Annotated in this window: 27 protein-coding genes; 26 read left to right on the top strand and 1 reads right to left on the bottom strand. The window is 47.7% G+C overall.

Annotation, left to right across the window (positions count from 1 at the left end):
* From rpsH to rplQ, 13 genes are all read left to right on the top strand, one after another.
* A complete protein-coding gene (gene rpsH / locus AC121Z_RS14860) occupies positions 1 to 393 on the top strand; it encodes a 30S ribosomal protein S8 (RefSeq protein WP_100644268.1) in 393 nt (130 codons plus the stop codon).
* Positions 394 to 406: 13 nt separating this feature from the next.
* Entirely contained in the window at positions 407 to 940 is a 534-nt protein-coding gene (gene rplF, locus AC121Z_RS14855; RefSeq protein WP_498124943.1) for a 50S ribosomal protein L6, read from the top strand.
* A gap of 12 nt (positions 941 to 952) precedes the next feature.
* Entirely contained in the window at positions 953 to 1,306 is a 354-nt protein-coding gene (gene rplR, locus AC121Z_RS14850) for a 50S ribosomal protein L18 (RefSeq protein WP_100644395.1), read from the top strand.
* Between the two features lie 9 nt (positions 1,307 to 1,315).
* On the top strand, positions 1,316 to 1,816 hold the full coding sequence (gene rpsE, locus AC121Z_RS14845) for a 30S ribosomal protein S5 (protein WP_100644265.1): 501 nt from the start codon (positions 1,316 to 1,318) through the stop codon (positions 1,814 to 1,816).
* 6 nt (positions 1,817 to 1,822) lie between these two features.
* Positions 1,823 to 2,002, top strand: a complete 180-nt coding sequence (gene rpmD, locus AC121Z_RS14840) for a 50S ribosomal protein L30 (RefSeq protein ID WP_100644263.1) — start codon at positions 1,823 to 1,825, stop codon at positions 2,000 to 2,002.
* A gap of 3 nt (positions 2,003 to 2,005) precedes the next feature.
* The gene (gene rplO / locus AC121Z_RS14835) at positions 2,006 to 2,440 is read left to right on the top strand and encodes a 50S ribosomal protein L15 (RefSeq protein WP_100658706.1); all 435 of its coding nucleotides are present in this window, start codon (positions 2,006 to 2,008) and stop codon (positions 2,438 to 2,440) included.
* Between the two features lie 5 nt (positions 2,441 to 2,445).
* Positions 2,446 to 3,765, top strand: a complete 1,320-nt coding sequence (gene secY / locus AC121Z_RS14830) for a preprotein translocase subunit SecY (protein ID WP_100658707.1) — start codon at positions 2,446 to 2,448, stop codon at positions 3,763 to 3,765.
* A 36-nt stretch (positions 3,766 to 3,801) separates the two neighbouring features.
* Positions 3,802 to 3,915, top strand: coding sequence for a 50S ribosomal protein L36 (gene rpmJ / locus AC121Z_RS14825; protein ID WP_013343810.1), 114 nt, complete (start codon positions 3,802 to 3,804; stop codon positions 3,913 to 3,915).
* Between the two features lie 153 nt (positions 3,916 to 4,068).
* Positions 4,069 to 4,425, top strand: coding sequence for a 30S ribosomal protein S13 (rpsM, locus tag AC121Z_RS14820; protein WP_100644257.1), 357 nt, complete (start codon positions 4,069 to 4,071; stop codon positions 4,423 to 4,425).
* 15 nt (positions 4,426 to 4,440) lie between these two features.
* On the top strand, positions 4,441 to 4,830 hold the full coding sequence (gene rpsK, locus AC121Z_RS14815) for a 30S ribosomal protein S11 (protein ID WP_100658708.1): 390 nt from the start codon (positions 4,441 to 4,443) through the stop codon (positions 4,828 to 4,830).
* Positions 4,831 to 4,854: 24 nt separating this feature from the next.
* The gene (gene rpsD / locus AC121Z_RS14810) at positions 4,855 to 5,475 is read left to right on the top strand and encodes a 30S ribosomal protein S4 (RefSeq protein ID WP_100644254.1); all 621 of its coding nucleotides are present in this window, start codon (positions 4,855 to 4,857) and stop codon (positions 5,473 to 5,475) included.
* Positions 5,476 to 5,495: 20 nt separating this feature from the next.
* Complete coding sequence (locus AC121Z_RS14805) at positions 5,496 to 6,485, top strand: DNA-directed RNA polymerase subunit alpha (RefSeq protein ID WP_100658710.1); 990 nt, start codon at positions 5,496 to 5,498, stop codon at positions 6,483 to 6,485.
* Between the two features lie 38 nt (positions 6,486 to 6,523).
* Positions 6,524 to 6,922, top strand: a complete 399-nt coding sequence (rplQ, locus tag AC121Z_RS14800; protein ID WP_100658711.1) for a 50S ribosomal protein L17 — start codon at positions 6,524 to 6,526, stop codon at positions 6,920 to 6,922.
* A 41-nt stretch (positions 6,923 to 6,963) separates the two neighbouring features.
* Here the strand turns inward: rplQ and AC121Z_RS14795 are convergent, their stop codons facing one another.
* Entirely contained in the window at positions 6,964 to 7,734 is a 771-nt protein-coding gene (locus tag AC121Z_RS14795; protein WP_498128268.1) for a hypothetical protein, read from the bottom strand.
* A gap of 270 nt (positions 7,735 to 8,004) precedes the next feature.
* Here AC121Z_RS14795 and AC121Z_RS14790 point away from each other — a divergent pair, with 270 nt between their 5' ends.
* From AC121Z_RS14790 to AC121Z_RS14730, 13 genes are read left to right on the top strand one after another with little or no spacing between them, the layout of a single operon-like run.
* Positions 8,005 to 9,024 (top strand): acyltransferase family protein, encoded by a 1,020-nt coding sequence (locus AC121Z_RS14790; RefSeq protein WP_498124939.1) that lies wholly within the window; start codon positions 8,005 to 8,007, stop codon positions 9,022 to 9,024.
* 22 nt (positions 9,025 to 9,046) lie between these two features.
* Positions 9,047 to 10,495 carry a lipopolysaccharide biosynthesis protein gene (locus AC121Z_RS14785; RefSeq protein WP_498124937.1) on the top strand — a complete coding sequence of 483 codons (1,449 nt, stop codon included), beginning with the start codon at positions 9,047 to 9,049 and terminating at the stop codon, positions 10,493 to 10,495.
* Positions 10,492 to 11,625 (top strand): glycosyltransferase family 4 protein, encoded by a 1,134-nt coding sequence (locus AC121Z_RS14780; RefSeq protein WP_498124935.1) that lies wholly within the window; start codon positions 10,492 to 10,494, stop codon positions 11,623 to 11,625. Before AC121Z_RS14785 ends, AC121Z_RS14780 begins: the two co-directional genes overlap by 4 nt.
* Positions 11,622 to 12,977 (top strand): glycosyltransferase family protein, encoded by a 1,356-nt coding sequence (locus AC121Z_RS14775; RefSeq protein ID WP_498124933.1) that lies wholly within the window; start codon positions 11,622 to 11,624, stop codon positions 12,975 to 12,977. Before AC121Z_RS14780 ends, AC121Z_RS14775 begins: the two co-directional genes overlap by 4 nt.
* Positions 12,974 to 14,125, top strand: coding sequence for a glycosyltransferase (locus tag AC121Z_RS14770; protein ID WP_498124931.1), 1,152 nt, complete (start codon positions 12,974 to 12,976; stop codon positions 14,123 to 14,125). Before AC121Z_RS14775 ends, AC121Z_RS14770 begins: the two co-directional genes overlap by 4 nt.
* Positions 14,118 to 15,017 carry a glycosyltransferase family 2 protein gene (locus AC121Z_RS14765; protein WP_498124929.1) on the top strand — a complete coding sequence of 300 codons (900 nt, stop codon included), beginning with the start codon at positions 14,118 to 14,120 and terminating at the stop codon, positions 15,015 to 15,017. Before AC121Z_RS14770 ends, AC121Z_RS14765 begins: the two co-directional genes overlap by 8 nt.
* Before the next feature lie 9 nt (positions 15,018 to 15,026).
* A complete protein-coding gene (locus tag AC121Z_RS14760) occupies positions 15,027 to 16,121 on the top strand; it encodes an EpsG family protein (protein ID WP_498124927.1) in 1,095 nt (364 codons plus the stop codon).
* Between the two features lies 1 nt (position 16,122).
* The gene (locus tag AC121Z_RS14755; RefSeq protein WP_498124925.1) at positions 16,123 to 16,965 is read left to right on the top strand and encodes a glycosyltransferase family 2 protein; all 843 of its coding nucleotides are present in this window, start codon (positions 16,123 to 16,125) and stop codon (positions 16,963 to 16,965) included.
* 26 nt (positions 16,966 to 16,991) lie between these two features.
* Positions 16,992 to 18,095, top strand: coding sequence for a glycosyltransferase family 4 protein (locus AC121Z_RS14750; RefSeq protein ID WP_498124924.1), 1,104 nt, complete (start codon positions 16,992 to 16,994; stop codon positions 18,093 to 18,095).
* Positions 18,096 to 18,686, top strand: coding sequence for a sugar transferase (locus tag AC121Z_RS14745; RefSeq protein WP_498124922.1), 591 nt, complete (start codon positions 18,096 to 18,098; stop codon positions 18,684 to 18,686).
* Entirely contained in the window at positions 18,673 to 19,308 is a 636-nt protein-coding gene (locus tag AC121Z_RS14740) for an acetyltransferase (RefSeq protein ID WP_498124921.1), read from the top strand. Before AC121Z_RS14745 ends, AC121Z_RS14740 begins: the two co-directional genes overlap by 14 nt.
* A 36-nt stretch (positions 19,309 to 19,344) precedes the next feature.
* Positions 19,345 to 20,517, top strand: coding sequence for a DegT/DnrJ/EryC1/StrS family aminotransferase (locus tag AC121Z_RS14735; RefSeq protein ID WP_498124919.1), 1,173 nt, complete (start codon positions 19,345 to 19,347; stop codon positions 20,515 to 20,517).
* Between the two features lie 6 nt (positions 20,518 to 20,523).
* Positions 20,524 to 22,434: a polysaccharide biosynthesis protein gene (locus tag AC121Z_RS14730; RefSeq protein WP_498124917.1), complete on the top strand. Its 1,911-nt coding sequence runs from the start codon at positions 20,524 to 20,526 to the stop codon at positions 22,432 to 22,434.
* Positions 22,435 to 22,458: the final 24 nt, after the last annotated feature.

The raw sequence follows: 22,458 nt of genomic DNA, 5'->3' as shown, positions 1-22,458 counted from the left end.
ATGAGTATGCAAGATCCTATCGCGGATATGTTCACCCGCATCCGTAACGGCCAAATGGCGCAGAAAGTTGCTGTGACTATGCCATCTTCTAAGCTTCGCACTTCAATTGCGAAAGTATTGAAAGAAGAAGGTTACATCACTGACTTCGCGGTATCTGGTGACGTTAAGCCTACCCTAGAAGTTACACTTAAGTACTTCGAAGGTAAGCAAGTAATCGACACAATCGAGCGTGTAAGTCGCCCTGGTCTACGCATCTATAAGAAAAAAGATGAGTTGCCAAAAGTAATGGGTGGTTTAGGCGTAGCTATCGTGTCTACTTCAAAAGGTGTGATGACTGACCGTGCTGCGCGTAAAGCAGGCATGGGCGGTGAGATCATCGGTTATGTAGCGTAACGGGAGAAGTAGAATGTCACGTATAGCTAAAGCTCCAGTCGACGTTGTATCTGGCGTAGAAGTTTCTATCGCTGGTCAAGAAGTCACTGTAAAAGGTAAAAACGGTACGCTATCACGCGTATTTAACGACGCTGTTGAAATCGTTCAAGAAGAACAACAGCTTAAAGCACTTCCTCGTGAAGGTGTTGCGAATGCATGGGCCCAAGCGGGTACTGCGCGTTCATTGTTGAATGCAATGGTTGTTGGTGTATCAGAAGGTTTTGAGAAAAAACTTCAGTTGTTAGGTGTTGGTTACCGTGCGCAAGCTCAAGGTAGCAAACTTAACCTAACTCTAGGTTTCTCACACCCTGTTGTTTACGAAATGCCTGCAGGTATTTCGGTAGAAACTCCTAGCCAAACTGAAATCGTCGTCAAAGGCGCTGATAAGCAGGTGGTAGGACAGGTTGCAGCCAACATTCGCGGCTATCGTCCACCAGAGCCTTACAAAGGCAAGGGTGTCCGTTATGCAGACGAGAATGTTCTGCGTAAAGAAGCTAAGAAAAAGTAGGTGGGTGATACGATGGATAAGAAAACAGCTCGCTTACGTCGCGCAACTCGTGCACGTAAGAAGATCAGTGAACTGGCCGCGCATCGCTTGGTAGTTAACCGCACACCTCGCCACATTTATGCTCAGTTAATCGCTCCAAACGGTTCTGAAGTATTGGCGGCGGCTTCTACTGTTGAAGCGGATCTTAAAAAAGGTCTTAAATCAACAGGTAATGCAGAAGCAGCGGCGGCAGTCGGTAAAGCAATTGCTGAGCGCGCAATCGAAAAAGGCGTCAAAGACGTGGCTTTCGATCGTAGCGGATTTAAATACCACGGTCGTGTGAAAGCATTGGCTGACGCGGCTCGTGAAGCCGGTCTTCAGTTCTAGGAGATAACAATGGCTAAACAAGAAGTTCAAAACGGTGAACTGTTAGAGAAGCTCATTGCCGTAAACCGTGTATCAAAAGTAGTTAAAGGTGGTCGCATCTTTAGTTTTACTGCTTTGACAGTGGTTGGTGATGGTAATGGCCGCGTAGGTTTCGGTTACGGTAAAGCACGTGAAGTGCCTGCTGCTATCCAGAAAGCTATGGAAAAAGCACGTCGCAATCTTGTTGACGTTGACTTGAATGGCCACACACTACAGCACCCAATTAAAGGTCGTCACTCTGGCTCTAAAGTATATATGCAGCCTGCATCTGAAGGTACTGGTATCATTGCCGGTGGTGCGATGCGTGCAGTACTTGAAGTCGCTGGTGTACAGAACGTACTTTCAAAATGTTACGGCTCAACTAACCCGATTAACGTTGTGCGTGCAACTATCAATGCATTGGTCGAGATGAACTCACCAGCGCAAGTTGCTGCTAAGCGTGGGTTATCCGTAGATGAAATTTTGGGGTAATTGAAAATGGCAACTTTAAAAGTCAAACAAACGAAAAGTGCGATCGGTCGTTTGCCAAAGCATAAAGCCACATTGACTGGCTTAGGTCTTGGTAAGATTGGTCGTGTACGTGAGTTGGAAGATACCCCAGCCGTTCGTGGCATGATCAACCGTGTATATTACATGGTTGAGATCGTGGAGGAGTAAAAGATGCGTTTAAATACTCTTGCTCCTGCTCCAGGAGCGAAAAATTCGGGTAAGCGTTTGGGCCGTGGTATCGGTTCTGGTTTAGGTAAGACTGGTGGCCGTGGTCACAAAGGTCAAAAGAGCCGCTCTGGTGGTTCAGTTAAGCCAGGATTCGAAGGCGGACAAATGCCAATCCAACGCCGTTTACCAAAGTTTGGTTTCACATCACGTGTAGGCTTGGTTTCTGACCAAGTGACACTATCTGAAATAGCTAAGGTAGAGGGTGACACTGTTTCTCTTGAAACTTTAAAAGCTGCAGGTCTTGTTAAGAAAGACATCCAGTTCGTTAAAGTAATGAAGAGCGGTGAAATCTCTCGTGCAGTAACGGTTAGCGGTGTAAAGGTTTCAAAAGGTGCGCGTGAAGCGATTGAAGCTGCCGGCGGTAAAGTAGAGGAATAAGCTAGATGGCTAAACCAGGATTGGATTCAGGCGCGAAAGGCGGATTGAGCGAGCTTAAATCAAGATTGTTGTTCGTATTCGGTGCGATCGTTGTATTTAGGCTTGGTTCTTATGTGCCGATCCCTGGCATCGACCCAGCAGTGCTTGCTCAATTATTTGAGCAGCAAAAAGGGACTATCGTAGAAATGTTTAACATGTTCTCCGGTGGTGCACTTGAGCGTGCGTCTGTGCTAGCCCTGGGCATTATGCCTTACATCACAGCTTCCATTATTATGCAGCTATTATCGGTGGTTCACCCACCGATGATAGAGCTTAAGAAAGAAGGTGAGGCAGGGCGTCGTAAGATCAGTCAATACACCCGTTATTTAACGTTGGTATTGGCGACTTTCCAGTCAATTGGTATTGCGACCGGACTCCCCAACCTAATCCAGGGTTTGGTGATTGCCCCAGGCTTCGCGTTCTACTTTACAGCGGTAGTGAGTCTAGTGACAGGAACTATGTTCCTCATGTGGCTAGGTGAGCAAATTACTGAGCGAGGTATCGGTAACGGTATCTCTATTCTGATATTTGCGGGTATTGTTGCAGGTTTACCAACAGCGTTGGGACAGACTGCAGAACAAGCTCGCCAAGGTGATATTAACTTATTGTTCTTGTTGTTGATTGGCGCGATTGTTATGGCTCTTACATACCTTGTGGTATTTGTTGAGCGCGCACAACGTCGCATCGTAGTTAACTACGCCAAACAGCAAAAAGGCCGTAAGGTATTTGCCGCGCAGAGCACGCATTTACCGCTTAAAGTTAATATGGCAGGGGTTATCCCGCCAATCTTTGCATCGAGCATAATTTTGTTCCCAGGAACAATTGCTGGATGGTTTGGTCAGAATGAATCTACGGCATGGTTAGCCGACGTAGCCTTGTTGCTATCGCCAGGTCAACCCTTGTACGTGATGTTGTATGCAGCAGCGATTATTTTCTTCTGTTACTTCTATACTGCGTTGGTATTTAACCCACGTGATACGGCAGATAACTTGAAAAAATCAGGTGCGTTTATCCCGGGTATCCGCCCAGGTGAACAAACGTCTCGCTACATCGACAAGGTAATGACTCGCCTCACATTAGCTGGTGCGCTCTACATAACCTTTATTTGTTTAGTGCCTGAATTCATGTTGATCGCTTGGAATGTTCCATTCTATTTCGGCGGTACTTCACTACTGATTATTGTAGTGGTCATCATGGACTTTATGGCGCAGGTGCAGACTCATTTGATGTCACATCAATATGATTCTGTTCTCAAGAAAGCCAATCTGAAAGGCATTGGCCGTTAAGGCCAGCCAGACGATTGCGTACTACGGAGTGATGTAATGAAAGTTCGTGCATCCGTTAAAAAGATGTGCCGTAACTGTAAAGTCATCAAGCGCAACGGTGTTGTGCGTGTGATTTGCAGTGAGCCAAAGCATAAGCAAAGGCAAGGCTAATCAACGTTGCGTTCATTTTACTTTGCGTGGCCTCGGCGATTGAAGCCACGCAAGTTGCATAGTAAATGAGCGTTTAAATTGCAATTTGGTCGACGGGTAAGTATCCTATCGGGCTTTTTAGGTCGTCGACATTAATTTAGAGGAGTGCTGTTAATGGCCCGTATCGCTGGCATTAACATTCCGGAACACAAGCATGCTGTGATTGCAATTCAAGCAATCTTCGGCATCGGTGCTACTCGCGCAAAGACTATTTGCGCAGCAGCTGGTGTTGCAGAAACTACCAAGATCAAAGATCTTGATGAAACAACAATTGATAAGCTTCGTGACGAAGTAGCGAAATTCACTGTTGAAGGTGACTTGCGCCGTGAAGTCTCGATGAGTATCAAACGTTTGATGGACCTTGGTTGCTTCCGTGGCATTCGCCACCGTCGTAGCTTGCCTCTACGTGGACAGCGCACGAAAACTAATGCGCGTACTCGTAAGGGTCCTCGTAAACCTATTAAGAAGTAACGGGGAGAATAAGTTATGGCAAAAGCACCAGCTCGCGCACGTAAGCGCGTAAAACGTCAGGTTGCTGACGGTATGGCTCATATCCATGCGTCTTTCAATAATACAATTGTGACTATTACAGATCGTCAAGGTAACGCCTTGGCATGGGCAACTTCAGGTGGTTCTGGTTTCCGTGGTTCACGTAAATCAACTCCATTTGCTGCTCAGGTAGCTGCAGAGCGCGCAGGCGTAGCTGCACAAGAATACGGTCTGAAGAACCTAGAAGTGTTCGTTAAAGGTCCAGGTCCAGGCCGTGAGTCTGCGATCCGTGCACTTAATGCGACTGGGTACAAGATCACAAACATTACCGATGTGACCCCTATTCCTCACAACGGTTGTCGTCCACCGAAAAAACGTCGCGTTTAATCGACGGACAACAGGAGAAAGATCATGGCAAGATATTTGGGTCCAAAACTCAAACTTAGCCGTCGCGAAGGCACAGACTTGTTCCTTAAGAGCGGCGTTCGCGCAATCGATTCTAAATGTAAGATCGATACTGCGCCTGGTCAACATGGTGCCCGTCGTGGCCGTTTGTCTGACTACGGTGTACAGTTGCGTGAAAAGCAAAAAGTACGTCGTATGTATGGCGTATTAGAAAAACAGTTCCGTAACTATTATAAAGAAGCGGCACGTTTAAAAGGCAACACCGGTGAAAACTTGTTGCAACTTCTTGAACAGCGTCTTGATAACGTTGTTTACCGCATGGGTTTTGCAAGCACTCGCTCTGAAGCGCGTCAACTTGTTAGCCACAAAGCAATTCTTGTGAATGGCAAAGTGGTAAATATCCCATCGTTCAACGTTAAAGCTGATGACGTGGTGTCTGTTCGTGAAAAAGCGAAGAAGCAAGCACGTATCGTGGCAGCTCTTGAACTAGCTGACCAACGTGAAAAGCCAACGTGGATTGAAGTCGACAACTCGAAAATGGAAGGTACGTTTAAGCGTATTCCTGAAAGAACTGATTTGTCAGCCGAAATAAACGAACAGTTGATCGTCGAACTTTACTCTAAGTAAAGTGTAACTAAAGAGGATACATTGTGGGTTCTGTAACTGAATTCCTTAAACCAAGATTGGTTGAAATCGAAAACGTTTCTCCGACGCGTGCAAAAGTCACACTTGAGCCACTAGAGCGTGGTTTTGGCCACACTTTAGGTAACGCGTTACGTCGTATCTTGCTCTCTTCAATGCCGGGTTGTGCCGTAACTGAAGTAGAGATTGATGGTGTTTTGCACGAGTACAGCACCAAAGAAGGCGTGCAGGAAGACGTCATCGAGATCTTGCTGAACCTTAAAGGTTTGGCCGTTAAGTTAGAGGGTAAAACCGAAACTACGCTGACCTTGGTGAAATCTGGAGCGGGCCCGGTAACGGCTGGTGATATCCAGCACGACGGTGATGTAGAAATCGTCAATCCTGAGCATTTGATCTGTACGCTTACTGGCGATACAGAAATCAGCATGCGTATCAAGGTTGAGATGGGCCGTGGTTATGTTCCAGCGGCGACGCGTCGTTCCTCTGAAGAAGATGATCGTCCTATTGGTCGTTTATTAGTTGACGCTTCATACAGCCCTGTAGAGCGTATCTCTTATGCAGTTGAAGCTGCGCGTGTTGAACAACGCACAGACTTAGACAAGCTAATCATTGATATGGAAACTAACGGTACTTTGGATCCTGAAGAAGCGATCCGTCGTTCTGCTACCATCCTAGCTGAGCAGCTGGATGCATTCGTAGAATTACGTGATATTTCAGAGCCAGTAGCGAAAGAAGAGAAGCCAGAGTTCGATCCGATCCTGCTTCGCCCAGTTGATGATTTAGAGTTAACGGTTCGTTCTGCAAACTGTTTGAAAGCGGAAGCTATCCAATACATAGGTGACTTAGTACAGCGCACTGAAGTCGAGTTGTTAAAGACTCCTAACTTAGGTAAAAAATCGCTTACTGAGATCAAAGATGTGCTCGCATCACGTGGACTTTCACTAGGTATGCGCCTAGAGAACTGGCCACCAGAGAGCATCGCTGAAAGAGATTAATCAGCCCTAAGGTCTGATTTTTAGAGAAGGATAAAACTATGCGCCATCGTAAAAGTGGTCGTCAGTTGAATCGCAACAGCAGCCACCGCCAAGCAATGTTTAAAAACATGGCTGGTTCATTGGTTAAGCATGAAGTGATCAAAACGACGTTGCCAAAAGCGAAAGAATTGCGTCGCGTTATCGAGCCTTTAATCACACTTGCGAAGCAAGACAGTGTAGCTAATCGTCGTTTGGCGATGGCTCGCACCGGTGATAAAGAAGTTGTAGGTAAATTATTCAACGAACTTGGACCACGTTATGAAGCACGTCCAGGTGGCTATATCCGCATTTTGAAGTGTGGTTTACGTACTGGTGACAGTGCGCCAATGGCTTACGTTGAATTAGTCGACCGCCCAGTTGTTGAAGACGTAGAAGAAGTCGAAGCAATTGAAGAGTAAGTAATTACTGATTTAAAAAACCCGGCAAATGCCGGGTTTTTTTATGGTTGTTTACGCGTCGCTAACGCAATTTCTTCTTCGGTAGCGCCGCCTTTTCGTGCTGATGCCTTTAATTGTTCGGCGTCAACCCCGCGATTCTCAGCGGTCTCAATGATCCTAACGATTTGCTCGCGTTGTTGCGCAGATTCGCGTACAGCTGTTTCAACGACTGTTTCAGCTTTCTCTGGAAACAATGCTAACAGCCCATCAACAATATACTCACCCACAAAGGGTACGGCTCCGATTGCAGTGGTTAAAATACTAACCATATCATCAGGATGTTCTTTCGATAACGTTTGTACAATGCGGTCCGCGCTATCGGGTTCAGTAACAACAGCTACTCTAACGATGTTCTGTAATTCTTCCGGCGTGGTATTGGCTGCAGCAGTAACGACAAAGTTTACGTAACTCGGCTCAGCCAATATGGCTAATTCAACGATATTGGGGCACTCGCTGACACCTTTCTCAATTGCGATTTTAACAATCTCTTCAGTGGCTGTCGGTTGAGTAGAAATAGCCGCATAGATGATCTCGCGGTATTTTTCTGGATAGGTATCTAATGCAACGTCAACAATGGTGGTGATTTCTTGTGGGTAATGACTGGCAATACTTTTGATGGCACGTCCGATACTGGCGTTGTTATCCATTTGTCGATGGATGAAGGACGCCTTGAGTGCAGTCTTTTCGCTTACTTGATGAGCGTCACTTATTTGCGCTTCTTCTATCTTGGGCTCTGGCGGAGGTACCGCTAACACGGGTACGCTAAGGCCCATTCCCAATAGCAAGGTTGTTGAGATAACAGATTTACGCATACTTCATTACACCATTTACCGTTACTGCGTCCTTGCAAGAAAACTTCACCGACTATCGTTGACCTCATTGGTCAGCGTTAGTTCATAAAATTGTTAAAAAATGTTAATGAATGTAAAGTACGCAATGTGAGCAAGAAACGCAAATTTGACGCGTATTTACCCCAGTGGATAAGTATTAAATTGAAAAGGGCCGAGCTCATACCGTTGAGGCTATAAAAAAGAGAATAATCAGTGCCTGCTAATCGACTTACAGAGTTAGACGCCTTGCGCGGCATCGCCGCCTTCGCCGTGGTCATTTATCACCTCGTTTATCGCTATCAAGAACTCTACGGGCACCAGGGATTACCAGTATATTGGTCTTACTTCGGTCAGTATGGGGTGCACTTGTTTTTTATGATCAGTGGCTATGTGATTTATTGGACAGTAGAACGAGTTTCCGCCCCTCGAGAGTTTGTGATCTCGCGCTTTGCACGCTTATTTCCCGTGTATTGGGTCGCGGTCTTACTCACGTTCATCGTGATCAGTCTGTGGGGATTAGCTGGCCGCGAGGTGACCTTGTTACAAGGATTGGCAAATCTCGCCATGATCCATGAATACTTTGCAATTGAGCATGTCGACGGTGTCTACTGGACATTGACCTTAGAATTGACTTTTTATGCTTGGATCTTGCTGTTACTCGTGCTGCGTTGGCAACAATATGCATCGTTATTATTACTCCTACTGGTTGGCGTTAACGCGGTGCTACAAGCTAATGAGATTAACTGGCAAACCCTGCATTTGCTTACGCTAGACGGCTATGCGCATTTTTTCTTACTGGGCGTTGTCGTTTTTGATTGGGAAAGGGAGCGTAATCGGACGCTGTGCTATGTCGGTTTTGCCGGCGTCCTCACCGCAACATTCCTTGGCAGCAACATTTTACAAACACTAATATACTTGGCGTTATTTTGCCTGTTCGTGCTAGCCGTGCGGGGTAAGTTACATGTGCTGCGCCAAAGAGTGTTAATTTGGCTCGGTGCGATTTCGTATTCGCTGTACTTGATCCATCAGAATATTGGTTATGTGTTGCTGAATCACTTACCTGACTCTTGGCACAGCATTATTAACGTTGGAATCGCTGCCCTTGCTGTGATTGGAATTGCTTATGGTCTCAATCGATGGATTGAAGTACCATCAAACAGATGGTGTAAAGACCGCTTACGCGCGTGCTTCGTTAGGCAAGAACCACCCGTGGTGAGCGACGTCACAAAATAATAATAACAATACGATACCAATAATGACGACTTCCCCAGCGCAACGGTCAAATACAAATAAGAATGCCTCCTGGTCGGTATTTCATCAGGTTGCGACGTATGCCTCGTCATTGGTTTTCACCGCTATACTTGCACGCATCATCGCGCCTCACGATTTTGGCATCTTTGCTATGGCCATGACGGTATCCGCATTTTTCTTAATTTTCGCCGATGGCGGCATGGTCTGGTCATTAATCCAGCGGGAAAAAATTTCCACGGCAGAAGTTATCAATCTACGTTGGTTAAATGGTGGATTGGGTGCACTCATGGCGCTCGCTGCAGTGTTGATCGCTCCTTTGGTTGCAGCTTTTTATGGCTATCCCGAAATCACCTGGGTATTAGCCATTTTGGGGCTTAACTTTTTCATTTCTGGGATCAGTACTCCCAGCATTATGTGGATGAAACGTGAACAGCGTTTTAAGGCCTTAGCGCTGATTGATATTATTGCAACATTGGTTGCAGGTGCTTTGGCGGTAACCAGTGCTCTTTATGGCGCTGGTGTGTGGGCCTTGGTATTGCAAGCGGTGGCTAAATTTTTATTGCAGGCTCTAGCTGTCAGCGTTATGGCAAGGTGCCCAGCGGGATGGTTCCAGCGTCAGGTCGACATTCGCAGCTTGACGTTATTTGGGAGCTCGTTAATCGCTTTTGGTGCAGTTAATTACTTCGCCCGAAATCTGGACAATGTGTTGATCGGTGCAGTAATCAATGCAGAGTCCCTGGCCTATTACAGCCGAGCGTACTTTTTAATGACCTTACCCAGTATGTTAACCACAGGCGCGCTCAGTGGTTTAATGATCAGCATCCTCTCGCGTCTGCAACATGACACTGCATTGCTGCAACGTCAGTATGCCCATACATTGCGCTTTTTATTTATTATTTGCGCGCCGGTGGCGATGTATTTTGCCTTGTTCCCGCAAGATCCTATTGCACTGTTATATGGTGAACAATGGGATGCCGTGGTGCCGATACTGCAAATCCTAAGTTTGGCCTGCTTAACACAACCGATCCACAATACCATGGGATGGATTTTTACCGCGTCTGGTGCCGCTAGCAAAATGCTCAAGTGGGGTATTTTTGCCTCACTGTTGCTGAGCCTCGCTTTTGCAATCGGTGTGCAGTTTGGCGTTGCCGGTGTGGCTTGGGCGTACACAGGAATTATGGGGATTGGTTTGACGGTCGGTGCCGTTGCCTATGCCCATCGCAGTGCAAAACTATCTTTTGGAGCGACGTTACAGCACCTAGTTAAGCCTTTTATTGCCGTAATAGTAACGTTGCTAGTCGTCAGGTTAGTTGTCTCGTTATTGGCTCTGCCGTCGCTTGAGCTCTGGTTAGCAATCTTGGTGCATGGCAGTTTACTTGTCGCGGTCTATGGCGGGTTATTGGTACTCCTTTATCGTGGCCGGCTACGGCACGTTTTACAGGTGGCAGTATGAAAATTGGTTTTGTATGTAATGAATACCCACCGTACACCTGTGGCGGGATCGGCACGTTTACTCGGGAGTTGGCCGAGCGCTTGGTTGCCCATGGGCATGAGGTTACTGTATTCGGCGTTTATTCAGACGTAAAGACGACAATTTGTGAATCTTTGCAGGGTGTTACTGTGTATCGTCTAGCGGCGCAACCGGGTTGGCTAGGATTATGGAATAATCGACGCCGACTGTTTCATGCTATCAAGTCAGCGGCAGAGCAGGGTGACATTGAGATTATCGAAGTACCCGATTTTGAGGGGTACGCGGCTTTCTGGGGGGCACTGATGATCCCGGTGTTAGTGCGCTTGCATGGCACGGTGACTTATTTTAGTCACGAGTTAGATAAGCCACAGAGTCGTGTAGTTAAATGGCTGGAGCAAAAAACGCTGGCGCGCGCCGCGGTACTCTTGTCAGTCAGCCAGTACGCCGCTGAACAAACGCTCCAGATATTTGCCCTAGATAAGCCCTATCGCGTGATCCATAACGGCATTGCGTGGCCAGACGATGGGGCGTGTAAGCAGGACTATGATTATACCGGCTTGGTGGTCTTTACTGGCACACTGATGGCCAAAAAAGGCGTTTTTGCATTAGCGCAGGCTTGGCCTGAAGTACAAGCGGTATTTCCTGATGCACAGTTGTTGTTCATTGGTAAAGATACCCAAGAGGAAGGTCTGTCAGCGTGGCTAAAGATCCAGCAGTTGGCTGGACCACAGGCAAACATTACACATACCGGACATATTGCTAAAACCGAGCTGCTGGGGCACCTAGTGAATGCGGATGTTGCTGTTTTTCCGTCCTTTTCGGAAAGTTTTGGTTTGGGGCCTGTCGAGGCCATGGCGCTGGCAGTTCCCACGATCTATACCCAGTTATCCTGTGGTCCGGAAATTGTTGCCCATGAACGTGACGGGATCTTAATAGACCCCACCCATCCAAGCAGTATTAGTCAGGCAATTATTCAGTTGTTATTTGATCAGGCCAAACGTGAGCACTATGGCGCCGCAGGCCGACAACGTGCGGCAACATTTTCAGTTGCCGCACAAATTGAGCATAATGCACAGGCATATCAGCAGTATATTGAGGCGAATTCACCATGAAATCGAAAAAAGTATTACTTATCACACCGTATTTCGCGCCTCAAACTCACGCCGCGATGTTTCGGGTGTATAAACTAGCCCGTTATTTGCCGACGCAAGGCTATGAAGTGCACGTGCTGACCGTGGATACCAATTATTTGTACAACGAAGATGCCTCTCTGCTGGCCCAATTGCCAGCGGATGTGCATGTGCACACCGCACGCTACATTGAACCCACATTACGCGGGCTCAAGATGGCGTTAGGTGGCAAAGACACAACCTTCGCGGCGCTGAAAACCCGGGGCGAGCTAGCTTCAGCCGTGGCGCAAAAAACCGATAAAACGATCAAGCAATCTAAGCCTGGGTTGAGTCAACGCTTTAAGCAATGGTTGGCTAATCGTCCCGACCGCTACTGGACCTGGTACAAGCCAGCGGTTAAACGCGCCCGCGAAATTATTCAACATTACGATATTGAGTTGATTTATACCACCACAGCGCCTTACACCAACTTGCGCATCGGTGAAGCGCTAAAGCGTGAGTTAGGCGTGCGCTGGGTGTCGGATTTTCGCGATCCATTAGGTTACAGTGAGCGCTTTTCTGCGCCCTCACTTGAGGTGCAGGTGCGGGAGAAACAAATTGTCAGTAGTGCCATGCGCCGGGCTGATCATGTGGTTGGTTTAGCTCGCAGTTATGAATACATTTTTTCTGACCTGTATCAGCTCAGCAGTGATCGCTTTAGTTTCATTCCCACCGGTGCCGATGACGACTATATTCGGCAGGCGCAGCAGAGCGAGAAAAGCACGCCGGAGCAAGCCTGCACGGTTTTGTTTGTGGGTGAGTTTTTAGATGAGTATGACAGCAATCATATTTTCAAAGCGCTCGATCAAACGGCTATCAAGTTGGAATGCGAATTGAGTCTTAAGGTTATTGGCCGCAGAGAGGTTAATCAGCATCGCGTGGAGCGTCTATTAAACAGTGCGGGATGTGATTACTTGAAAGCGCATTGTCAGTTTATCGATCATATGCCGCAAGCAGAATTGTACCGAGAAATCCTGCAGGCAGATGCTTGTCTGCTAATTCCGGGGAATAGTCTCTGGTGGACCAATTTTGCCAAATTAGTTGATTATATGGCGATGCAGAAGACAGTAATCGCAGACGTTCCATTGATCAGTGAAGCGCGCCATGAATTAGAAAAGGCCGGATTAGGCGTGTTTTTAAGTGGTGACTTGATCAATGATACAGCGGCGTTGCTGGACATGTTTGCTGGCCGTCGTCAGGCGATTAACAAGGATTATTGTAAAACGTACTTAGCGTCGTCTCAGGTGCAAGCCTTTGCGCGTATTTTTAACCGTCAGTTGGGGATAGTTGAGTGAAACAGCGGGCCATGTGTTTGGTGAGTTTTGATTACCCGCCACTGGAGGGGGGGATCTCGCGTTTGTGCGCGGCGATCGTGGATAATTGGGTTGAGCAAGGCAAAAAAGTCAACGTGATCAGCCGCGAGGTGTCAAGCCAACAGCATGCATTTATAGCTCCTAAAACCGCAGAGTATCGAGTGCCGGCCAAACGTGGGCACGCGGAATGGCAGTTATTTAAGCGCCTTAAGCGCTTTCATCGAGACGATATTGTCGTTACCGGCGTATGGTATCCAGAAGCCTTAATCGCTCGCCTGGCGGGGTGTAAGCATATTGTGGTTTTGGCCCACGGCAATGAGGTTATGCTGGGGCGCCCAACGCTAAAAAATCGCCTGCTTAGTTTTGCACGCCGCTGGCTATTAAAACGTGCACAATTAGTGATTGCAAATAGTCACTACACCGGTGATTTGGTGGCGCAGCAAACGTCAACGCCAGTCGCCGTCGCGACGTTAGGGGTTGATGAAAAGCGTTTTCATCCCATACCAGCCGAGCAGCGGCCTGCAATCCGTCAGTCTTTTAGCATGCCAACTGACAAGTTTGTGCTACTAACCACCTCGCGGGTGCAAGCTTACAAAGGCCATGATGTGGTCTTACACGCGCTGGCCAAATTGACTGCAGACGTACGACAGAGGATCCACTATGCAATTGCTGGGCGCGGTGAACACGTCCCAGCATTACAACAGCTTGTTATCGAGCTTGGCCTTTCGGATTGTGTGCAGTTTCTGGGCTTTGTGGATGATGACAAACTACCTGGGTTGTATGGATGCGTGGATGTGTTCACCATGTGTACCCGAGAGGAAAAAGCGGCGAAACAAGTCGAAGGCTTTGGTTTAGTCTTTCTTGAAGCACAAGCCTGCGGAACCCCAGCGATTGGGGTCAAGCAAGGTGGTATTGTTGATGCTATCGCAGACAATCAAGGGGGATTTTTGTTGGCGCGTGATGATAGTCAGGCGTTGGCTGATTTAATCGAACGTTTGCTGGCAGAGCCTGACTGGTTAAGTCAACAGCGCCAATTAGCGCGCCAGCGTGTCGAAAGCAGCACAACTTGGGCGCACTATGGTCAACGTGTAAGTGAAATTTTGCAGCCTTTGGAGACCACCAATGACTGAGTGCAAGGTTAGCGTCATTATTCCTACACTTAACCGTGATAAGTACCTATTGCTATCTGTGCAAGATATGCTTGCACAGGATTATGGCAATTTTGACATCATTGTGGTTGACCAGTCACCGGCGCCAACCCCGGAAATGCAAACGCTCATTACCCAAAACCCAGCGCGCCTAAAATACTTCAATGTTGACTTTAAGGGGTTACCGCAAGCCCGTAACTATGGCTGGCAGCACAGCGATGCCGAGATAGTCATTTACATTGACGACGATATTCGCAGTGATGAGCAGTTAATTCGCCAACATGTGGAATGTTATCAAGATGTCAGCATTGGCATGGTCGCAGGTGGAATCGATGAGGCGCATCGACCGCTGGATGAAGGGCCACCAGTGGGGAAATTTTCGCGCTGGAGTTGTACACCTTATCGCGGGTTTGCCAGCCATAAGGATCAGTGGGTAGAGCACGTCCCCGGTGGAAATTTTAGCGCTCGGCGTGAATTGCTTGAACTTGCAGGAGGCGTCGATGAGCACCTTACATTAGGTGCAGCCTTATATGAGGAGAGTGAACTTTCGTTACGCGTCAATCGCGTCAGTGGCAAGCGCTTTTGGTTTAAAGCCAATGCGCGCCTGTTGCATTTAGCGGCTGATGATGGTGGTTGCCGTGTAGTTAATGACGTGCCCAAGTACATTTGGGGCTTATCGCATAATCGGGCAATTGTGATGCGCCGCTATTTAAATCCAGTGCAGCGGATGATCGCGTTTTTGTTTTTGTTTAAGCTAGTCGCGGCTTATGCTTGGGCAAATCGCTCCATTCAGGTGTTTAGCGCGTTTTTGCGCGGTTATCGCTTGGGGCGCGCAAACGCCAAACTCCCACCCAAGTGCACCGACATGCGGTAATTTGCACTCATGTTATTTCACTTGGGCTATCTAACTTTTTGTACGATTGTGGCCGCTACCTTTTTTGATGAGCAGGTCACATCGCGTGCCCAACAACGTCGTTTTTTTCAAATTTTATTGTTTTGTTGTGTCATCCAAGTCGCGTTGATGTATGTCTTACGAGATGTGCATGGCGATACGTTCCGGTATTTACGCAGTTACGATCGCATGGTCGGTCAGGACTTTGCCGTTGCGCTGATTGAAAGTGGTAAAGAGGTTGGCTTTACGGTGTTGTCTTGGCTAAGTGCGAACGCAGGTGTGAGTCATCGCTGGTATTTAGCTTCTATCTTTGTGATCGGGATTGTTCCCTTCATTGCTGGCTTAAAACGTTTGTATGGCGACGGTTGGGGTTACATGTTCATCGTGTATATATCTTATCCGTTTTTTTTGAGCTATTTCGCCAGTGGCATGCGGCAAGCGGTGGCAATGAGCATCGCCTTCTTAGCCATTATTAACTATGCTCATCACTTCAAACTAATCCGTACATTGCTAGTGATCGGGATCGCCAGCTTGTTTCATATGTCGGTGTTAGTGCTATTGCCGGCTCTCTTCGCTTTGCACTTTGCTGAGCGCTTTCTGACTTTACCCAAAATATTGTTTATCTGGACGGTCGTAGTGTTTATCAGTGCCTCGGGGATCAATGAGAGTGCGCTTGGCTTTTTATCCAGTTTCTTTGATGATAGTTCTCGCTATCAATATTATCTCGATAGTGACAAAGTGGCAGAAGTCCGTGATTTGATGGGGTATCAAACGGGATTTCGCTTAGACTTTACGTTATTTTCTATCGTGCCGGTGCTGTTTGTCCTTTATTTTGAACGGCGCCGCGGTATCGATCTGTGGCTAGTGAAGTTTTATTTGATCGTAAATTGTGCGTTCCAACTACTCAGTTTCACCGCCTCAAATGACCGTTTTGCTGCGTTGTCGTGGTTTTACATCCCCGCGATTCTAGTTCATTCACAGTTTTTTAATACGCCCATGCGCAGCAGTAAACTCGGGTATTATTTACTCGCATTTTCAGGCATTGCTTTGCTCGCCCTATTTAATAAAAGGTATTTCACGTTTTAACATGCAGTCATCAACCAGAGCTATTTTGATCAGTATTGTCATTCCGTTTTATAACGCTAAGGACTGCATCGCGCGCTTATTTATTTCTTTAACCGATTATGCCCAGCGCGATGATGTGGAGATAGTAATCGTTGACGATTGCTCGGCACCCGAGCATGCGGACGCACTAAAACAGCATGTCAGTGAATTGGGTTGGCCACATATTAAGCTAATCCATTGTACTGAAAACGGTGGCGCTGCGCGGGCCAGAAAGTACGGGATTGAGCATGCTAGCGGTGAATACATCGCATTTCTGGACAGTGATGATGCGTGGGCCCGGCATAAGCTAGACGCACAGGTTGCAGCAATGCGGCAGCACAATGCGGCGATCAGTGGTTGTGCCTGTGAGCAGATCAGCGTTGATGAATTGACTGCCGTGCGGGAAAAATCTATTGCTGCCTACGCGGTCTCGCAACCGGCGAAATGGCGAGCATTGTTTAATAATCCCTACAGTACCCCAACGGTAATGATGACCAGAGCAGCAGCGCTGGCGCAGCCATTTTCTGAGCACTTACGCTATTCTGAAGATGTGGACTGCTGGCGTAGGGTCTTATTAACCCAGAAAGGTCTGGTGTTGCATGGGCCGAATGCTTACATGTTCAAACATGCATTCTTGAGTGATTCGGGGTCGTTGAGCAGTTTTACTCTGAAAATGAGTATCGGCCAGTTACAATCCTTAAGTAAACTTATGTTTAATTCATCGCTGGCGTGGCGTTATCGCTTACTGGTGCCCATTGCGTTAGTCTGGGCTGGGGTTAAAGCATTGCGCAGAGAAGTATTGGTAATGAGGGCAAGACAACGATGAGCTTGGGTACGTCAAAAACATTACTTATGGTCTCGAGTTTTTCAGAGTCGCTGGTGAATTTTCGCTTAGCGTTCATGCAAGATGCCAGTAAAGCCGGCTTTGTAGTGCATGCGTGTGCGCCAGATTTTACGCCACAGATCAAACACGTCTTACACGAGGCCGGTATTCAAACACACGACATTCGTCTGGCGCGCAACGGTTTAAATCCGTTGGGTGATCTCGCTACGTTCACCGATCTGGTCGCGTTAATGCGGCAAATACAGCCGACTCATGTGCTGGGGTATACCATTAAGCCGGTGATTTATGGTTGCTTAGCTGCACGCTACTGCCGCATTCCACACATCGGAGCGCTAATTACGGGATTAGGTTATGCCTTTATGCAGTCCAACACACCGCGGCAGCGACTGGTTGGTCTGGTCGCGCGTACCCTATATAAGTTAGCGCTTGCTGGTGCTACGCGGGTGTTCTTTCAAAATCCGGATGATCAAGCGTTGTTTTTCGAGAATCGCTTGGTTGCCGCCGACAAAACGCAAATCGTCAACGGGTCAGGTATTGATGTCGCAGCGTTTGCACAACAGCCGTTACCCGAGTTAAGTACTATCCGATTTTTAATGATTGGGCGACTGCTGACTGACAAAGGGGTAAGGGAATATGCGGCTGCTGCAAAGCAAGTATTACAACGCTTTCCACAGGCTGAATTTCATCTAGTGGGTTGGATTGACAGCAATCCCTCAGCAATCAGTCAGCGCAGCCTCGACCGCTGGATCAAGGAAAAACGAATCGTGTTTCACGGTAAATTGGTCGATGTTCGCCCCATCATCCAAGACTGCCATATTTATGTGTTACCGTCCTATCGTGAAGGCACCCCACGTACAGTGTTGGAAGCAATGGCAATAGGCCGGGCCATTATTACCACGGATGCACCGGGTTGCAGGGAAACCATTATTGCTGGCGAAAGCGGTCAATTAGTCAAGGTTGCTGATGTGGATGATTTGGTCAAAGCCATGCAACGCTATTTGCAGCACCCTGCGCTTATTGCCCAGCATGCGGACGCTGCGAGAGAACGTGCAGAGAACCTTTACGATGTGCACAAAGTGAATCAAAGTATGCTGTTAGGATTACAAAATTAAATGAAGAGACTGTTCGATTTCTGTGTTGCGTTGTGTGTTCTGTTGGTTTTTTGGCCATTGATCTTGATCGTCGCTGTGTTGGTTGCTATCAAGTTGGGGCGGCCAGTATTATTTAGTCAGGCTCGCCCTGGTTTACACGGGCAAGTCTTTAAAATGTATAAGTTTAGAAGTATGACCGACGCACGCGATGCTACCGGCGCTTTATTGCCAGATGCCGAGCGTTTGACAGCATTTGGTCGTTTATTGCGGTCGACCAGTTTAGATGAGCTTCCCGGCCTTTGGAACGTGTTGAAGGGAGACATGAGCTTAGTGGGGCCACGCCCATTGCTGGTTGAATACTTACCCTTGTATAACGCTGAACAAGCGCGGCGTCATGATGTGCGCCCTGGTATTACTGGCTGGGCACAAGTGAACGGCCGGAATGCCATCTCATGGCAGCAAAAGTTTGAGCTGGACGTTTGGTACGTGGATAATCAGTCGTTTTGGTTGGATATTAAAATCCTCCTGCTGACCTTGAAAAAGGTTGTTGCTCGGGCTGACATTAACCAAGATAACCAAGCCACGATGGAGAAGTTCGATGGCAATAATTAGGCCGCCGCTATTTATCGTTGGGGCTGGAGGACACGCTAAGGTTGTCGCTGATTGTGCCGAATTACTCGGTTACGAGTCGATAGCTATGCTGGATGACAATTTTCCAGCGGTGGAGCAATGTGGACGTTGGCCAGTGGTGGGTAAGATAGACCACCTAAATACGCTCGATCCAAGCACTGCAGAGTGTTTTGTTGCGATTGGGAATAATGCAGTAAGAGCCAAGCTGTGCACGCAATTGTTGGCGCAAGGTTGGAGATTGAGTACGCTGATCCATCCCAGTGCCGTGATTGCGCGCGACAGTCAAATAGGCGTAGGCACGTTGATCTTAGCAAATGTGGTACTTAATGCTTTTAGTTCGGTAGGAAAAGGATGTATTCTGAACACCGCATGTTCAGTGGATCATGATTGTGTCATCGGTGATTGTGTACATATTGCTCCGGGTACACGTTTAGCGGGTACGGTCAGCGTGGGTCAAGAGACCTTCATCGGCATTGGTAGTGCCGTGATCCAACAAATAACCATTGGTGAAAGAGTCACTATTGGTGCCGGGTCTACTGTTTTGCAGAATATAGCGAACGACCAGCTGGCGGTTGGCAGTCCAGCAATAATAAAACAAAAATAATAGGCGTAAGCAGCGCTAAAAATTGAGGTAGTCAGCATGTTAGGCGGTCCATTTTCTCCTTGGCCAAGTGTTAGTGATGATGAAAAATCGGCAGTAATGGCAGTATTAGACAGTAATCGCGTGAATTACTGGACAGGGCAGGAAGGGCGTAAATTTGAACGAGAATTTGCGCAATTGCAGGGCGTATCACACGCCATTGCCGTAGCTAACGGAACGGTGGCACTTGACCTTGCTTGGGTGGCTTTAGACTTACCCAAAGGCAGTGAGGTAATCGTTACTGCAAGAACCTTTCTCGCATCTGTTTCGTCAATTGTACTAGCGGGTTTGGTGCCGGTATTTGCTGACGTGGATCGCGATACGCAAAATATCAGTGCAGCGACCATCGCAGATAAAATCAGTGCTAGGACCGGGGCTATTTTATGTGTGCATTTAGCCGGTTGGCCGTGCGACATGGATAGCATTAACGCATTGGCCAAAGCGCATAACCTATACGTCGTTGAAGATTGTGCCCAAGCGCATGGCGCGGTATATAAAGGGCGGCCGGTTGGTGGCTTGGGTGATATTGCAGCCTGGTCGTTTTGTCAGGATAAGATCATGACAACGGGGGGCGAAGGTGGCATGGTGACCACCAATTCTGAGGAATTCTGGAATATCATGTGGTCGTTTAAGGACCATGGTAAATCTTGGCAAGCGGTCTACGAGCGGGAACATCCACCGGGATTTCGCTGGTTACATGAGTCCTTTGGCACGAATTGGCGCATGGGCGAAATGCAGGCCGCCATTGGTCGCTGCCAAGTGAAAAAAATGCCTGAATGGACCAAGCTGCGCAATCAATATGCCGAACAAATTTTAGCGACTGCACGTTCATTACCTGGGTTGCGTGTACCGCTCGTTCCCGAAGATATTGTGCATGCGTATTACAAGTGCTACGTCTTTGTTGAACCTACGCAATTGAAAGATGGATGGGATCGCGACCGCATCATGCAGGCACTCGTTGATCGGGGGGTACCTTGCTTCTCTGGCAGTTGCTCGGAAGTCTATTTAGAAAAAGCGTTCGATAACACCGGCTTCCGTCCAGCAATGCCATTAGTGAATGCGCAAGAGTTGGGGGCTACATCATTGATGTTTTTAGTTCACCCGACGCTCACAGACGCTGAAATTCACCAGACCTGTGAAGCCTTGCAAAGCGTAATGGCGATGGCGGTGTAGGACTGCATGGACAAGTTCTCCCTCAATCAGATTTTTCGCTTTCCTCCGAAGGTTAAATTTGCCATCGAATGGGTGTGGGACAGTTGCGCAATTCTTTTCGCTCTGTTGGTTGCGTATTGGATGCGAATTGGTATCGAAACCTGGTCATTCAGCACCACTGAATGGGGCGTGGTGATTGCGAATCTATTTTTTACCCAGGGGATATTATTGCTTCTGGGCCATTACCGTCAGATGATCCGGTTTATCGAAATTTCTGCGGTTTATCAAATTGCCCTCGCTGTTTTATTGTCGTCGCTGTATTTGCTTGCTGCAGAATATTTCCTCGATATCTTCTTACCCGCATCGGTTGTTGTCATGTACTTCTTTGGCGCAACCCTAGGTATTGCCTCGCCCCGATTACTGATCCAAGCGACCTCACAAGCACAGAATCATAAGTTGCGTGAAAAGTGCTTGATCTTCGGTGCGTCCGAATCTGGGCGTGCGTTGGTAACGGCGTTGCGCGCCGGTAAGGACTTGATGCCAGTCGCTTTCGTGGATGACAAACGTATTTACTACGGCAAACAAATTCTCGGTTTGCCGGTTATATCCCGAAATGAAATCGAGGAATTTAAAGAGCGCTACGACGTCCATAAAATGCTATTGGCGGTCAACAATACCTCCCGCAGTCGTCGTCAGGAAGTGATCCGAGAGTTGGAGCCTTTCGCACTGGAGCTATTATCTGTGCCGAATGTGCAGGATATAGCTAGCGGCAAGCAGCGCATTGATGAATTAAAAGAAGTTAATATTGAAGATTTGCTTGGGCGCGATCCTGTGCCACCGATTGCCGAGCTATTAAATGCCAATATTCACGACAAGATCGTGATGGTGACCGGCGCGGGTGGCTCGATTGGCAGTGAGTTGTGTCGTCAAATAGTCAAAGGTCAGCCGCGGAAGTTAGTGTTGTTTGAACTCGCTGAATATAATTTGTATCAGATAGAGAATGAATTGAGCCGTTCGCATGCCGACATCGAATTGGTCTCAGTGTTAGCCACCATTCAAGATACCGAGTCGCTACGCAACACCATCGAACAACATAAAATTCAAACCATTTATCATGCCGCTGCCTACAAGCATGTGCCCATGGTTGAGGCAAACATTACTGCCGGAATACGCAATAATATCTTTGGCACCGCCAACGTAGCGCTAATTGCCGCCGAGTACGAAGTTGAGAAGTTTGTTTTGGTGTCGACCGATAAAGCGGTGCGCCCCACCAACATCATGGGGGCAACCAAGCGCTTTGCGGAATTGTTTGTACAGGGAATTTCGGCGTTACACAGTGCGACTGAGTTTGCCATTGTGCGCTTTGGGAATGTGTTGGGCAGTTCTGGCTCGGTGGTTCCCTTGTTTACGTCGCAGATAAAAAAAGGCGGGCCGATCACGGTTACGCACCCAGATATTATTCGTTATTTCATGACTATTCCTGAAGCGTCGCAGTTGGTGATCCAAGCCGGCGCAATGGGCACTAACGGCGAAGTCTTTGTGCTTGATATGGGCGAGCCAGTGCGGATTGCTGACTTGGCAGTCAAAATGGCACACCTAATGGGTTTATCAATTACTGACAACCCGACCAATGAAGATGAAATTAGCATTCGATACACTGGCCTGCGGCCAGGCGAAAAGCTCTATGAAGAGCTGTTAATTGGAGATAACGAAACGGCAACCGAACATCCTCGGATCATGGCTGCCAACGAAATCAGTATGGATTTTGCTGAAGTTGTGATGTTACTGGATCAATTAAACTTCGCATTAGTCAACCGCAATGAAGACGAAGCTATAGCCATTTTAGCGTCTGCGCCTTTGGCTTATTCACCCGATGCTTCTATTCAAAAACGCATTAACGCAGCAAAGCTAGTTCCTCAAGAGAAGGCTTCTAGTTAGCGTAAATACAAGCTGGCCACTAAT

Source organism: Alteromonas sp. DYW1 (assembly GCF_059752595.1).
The sequence above is the reverse complement of the archived record's forward strand: the minus strand, read 5'-3'. Positions and strand labels throughout refer to the sequence as shown.

What these genes read in the sequence shown, in the direction of transcription:
- rplF (WP_498124943.1), top strand. Translation starts at nt 407, where the DNA reads ATGTCACGTATAGCTAAAGCTCCAGTCGACGTTGTATCTGGCGTAGAA.
- rpmD (WP_100644263.1), top strand. Translation starts at nt 1,823, where the DNA reads ATGGCAACTTTAAAAGTCAAACAAACGAAAAGTGCGATCGGTCGTTTG.
- rpsM (WP_100644257.1), top strand. Translation starts at nt 4,069, where the DNA reads ATGGCCCGTATCGCTGGCATTAACATTCCGGAACACAAGCATGCTGTG.
- AC121Z_RS14795 (WP_498128268.1), bottom strand. Translation starts at nt 7,734, where the DNA reads ATGGGCCTTAGCGTACCCGTGTTAGCGGTACCTCCGCCAGAGCCCAAG.
- AC121Z_RS14745 (WP_498124922.1), top strand. Translation starts at nt 18,096, where the DNA reads ATGAAGAGACTGTTCGATTTCTGTGTTGCGTTGTGTGTTCTGTTGGTT.
- AC121Z_RS14735 (WP_498124919.1), top strand. Translation starts at nt 19,345, where the DNA reads ATGTTAGGCGGTCCATTTTCTCCTTGGCCAAGTGTTAGTGATGATGAA.
- AC121Z_RS14750 (WP_498124924.1), top strand. Translation starts at nt 16,992, where the DNA reads ATGGTCTCGAGTTTTTCAGAGTCGCTGGTGAATTTTCGCTTAGCGTTC.
- rplR (WP_100644395.1), top strand. Translation starts at nt 953, where the DNA reads ATGGATAAGAAAACAGCTCGCTTACGTCGCGCAACTCGTGCACGTAAG.
- AC121Z_RS14760 (WP_498124927.1), top strand. Translation starts at nt 15,027, where the DNA reads ATGTTATTTCACTTGGGCTATCTAACTTTTTGTACGATTGTGGCCGCT.
- AC121Z_RS14780 (WP_498124935.1), top strand. Translation starts at nt 10,492, where the DNA reads ATGAAAATTGGTTTTGTATGTAATGAATACCCACCGTACACCTGTGGC.
- AC121Z_RS14765 (WP_498124929.1), top strand. Translation starts at nt 14,118, where the DNA reads ATGACTGAGTGCAAGGTTAGCGTCATTATTCCTACACTTAACCGTGAT.
- rpsE (WP_100644265.1), top strand. Translation starts at nt 1,316, where the DNA reads ATGGCTAAACAAGAAGTTCAAAACGGTGAACTGTTAGAGAAGCTCATT.
- rpsH (WP_100644268.1), top strand. Translation starts at nt 1, where the DNA reads ATGAGTATGCAAGATCCTATCGCGGATATGTTCACCCGCATCCGTAAC.
- AC121Z_RS14730 (WP_498124917.1), top strand. Translation starts at nt 20,524, where the DNA reads ATGGACAAGTTCTCCCTCAATCAGATTTTTCGCTTTCCTCCGAAGGTT.
- rpsK (WP_100658708.1), top strand. Translation starts at nt 4,441, where the DNA reads ATGGCAAAAGCACCAGCTCGCGCACGTAAGCGCGTAAAACGTCAGGTT.
- AC121Z_RS14755 (WP_498124925.1), top strand. Translation starts at nt 16,123, where the DNA reads ATGCAGTCATCAACCAGAGCTATTTTGATCAGTATTGTCATTCCGTTT.
- rpsD (WP_100644254.1), top strand. Translation starts at nt 4,855, where the DNA reads ATGGCAAGATATTTGGGTCCAAAACTCAAACTTAGCCGTCGCGAAGGC.
- AC121Z_RS14775 (WP_498124933.1), top strand. Translation starts at nt 11,622, where the DNA reads ATGAAATCGAAAAAAGTATTACTTATCACACCGTATTTCGCGCCTCAA.
- AC121Z_RS14740 (WP_498124921.1), top strand. Translation starts at nt 18,673, where the DNA reads ATGGCAATAATTAGGCCGCCGCTATTTATCGTTGGGGCTGGAGGACAC.
- secY (WP_100658707.1), top strand. Translation starts at nt 2,446, where the DNA reads ATGGCTAAACCAGGATTGGATTCAGGCGCGAAAGGCGGATTGAGCGAG.
- AC121Z_RS14785 (WP_498124937.1), top strand. Translation starts at nt 9,047, where the DNA reads ATGACGACTTCCCCAGCGCAACGGTCAAATACAAATAAGAATGCCTCC.
- rpmJ (WP_013343810.1), top strand. Translation starts at nt 3,802, where the DNA reads ATGAAAGTTCGTGCATCCGTTAAAAAGATGTGCCGTAACTGTAAAGTC.
- rplO (WP_100658706.1), top strand. Translation starts at nt 2,006, where the DNA reads ATGCGTTTAAATACTCTTGCTCCTGCTCCAGGAGCGAAAAATTCGGGT.
- rplQ (WP_100658711.1), top strand. Translation starts at nt 6,524, where the DNA reads ATGCGCCATCGTAAAAGTGGTCGTCAGTTGAATCGCAACAGCAGCCAC.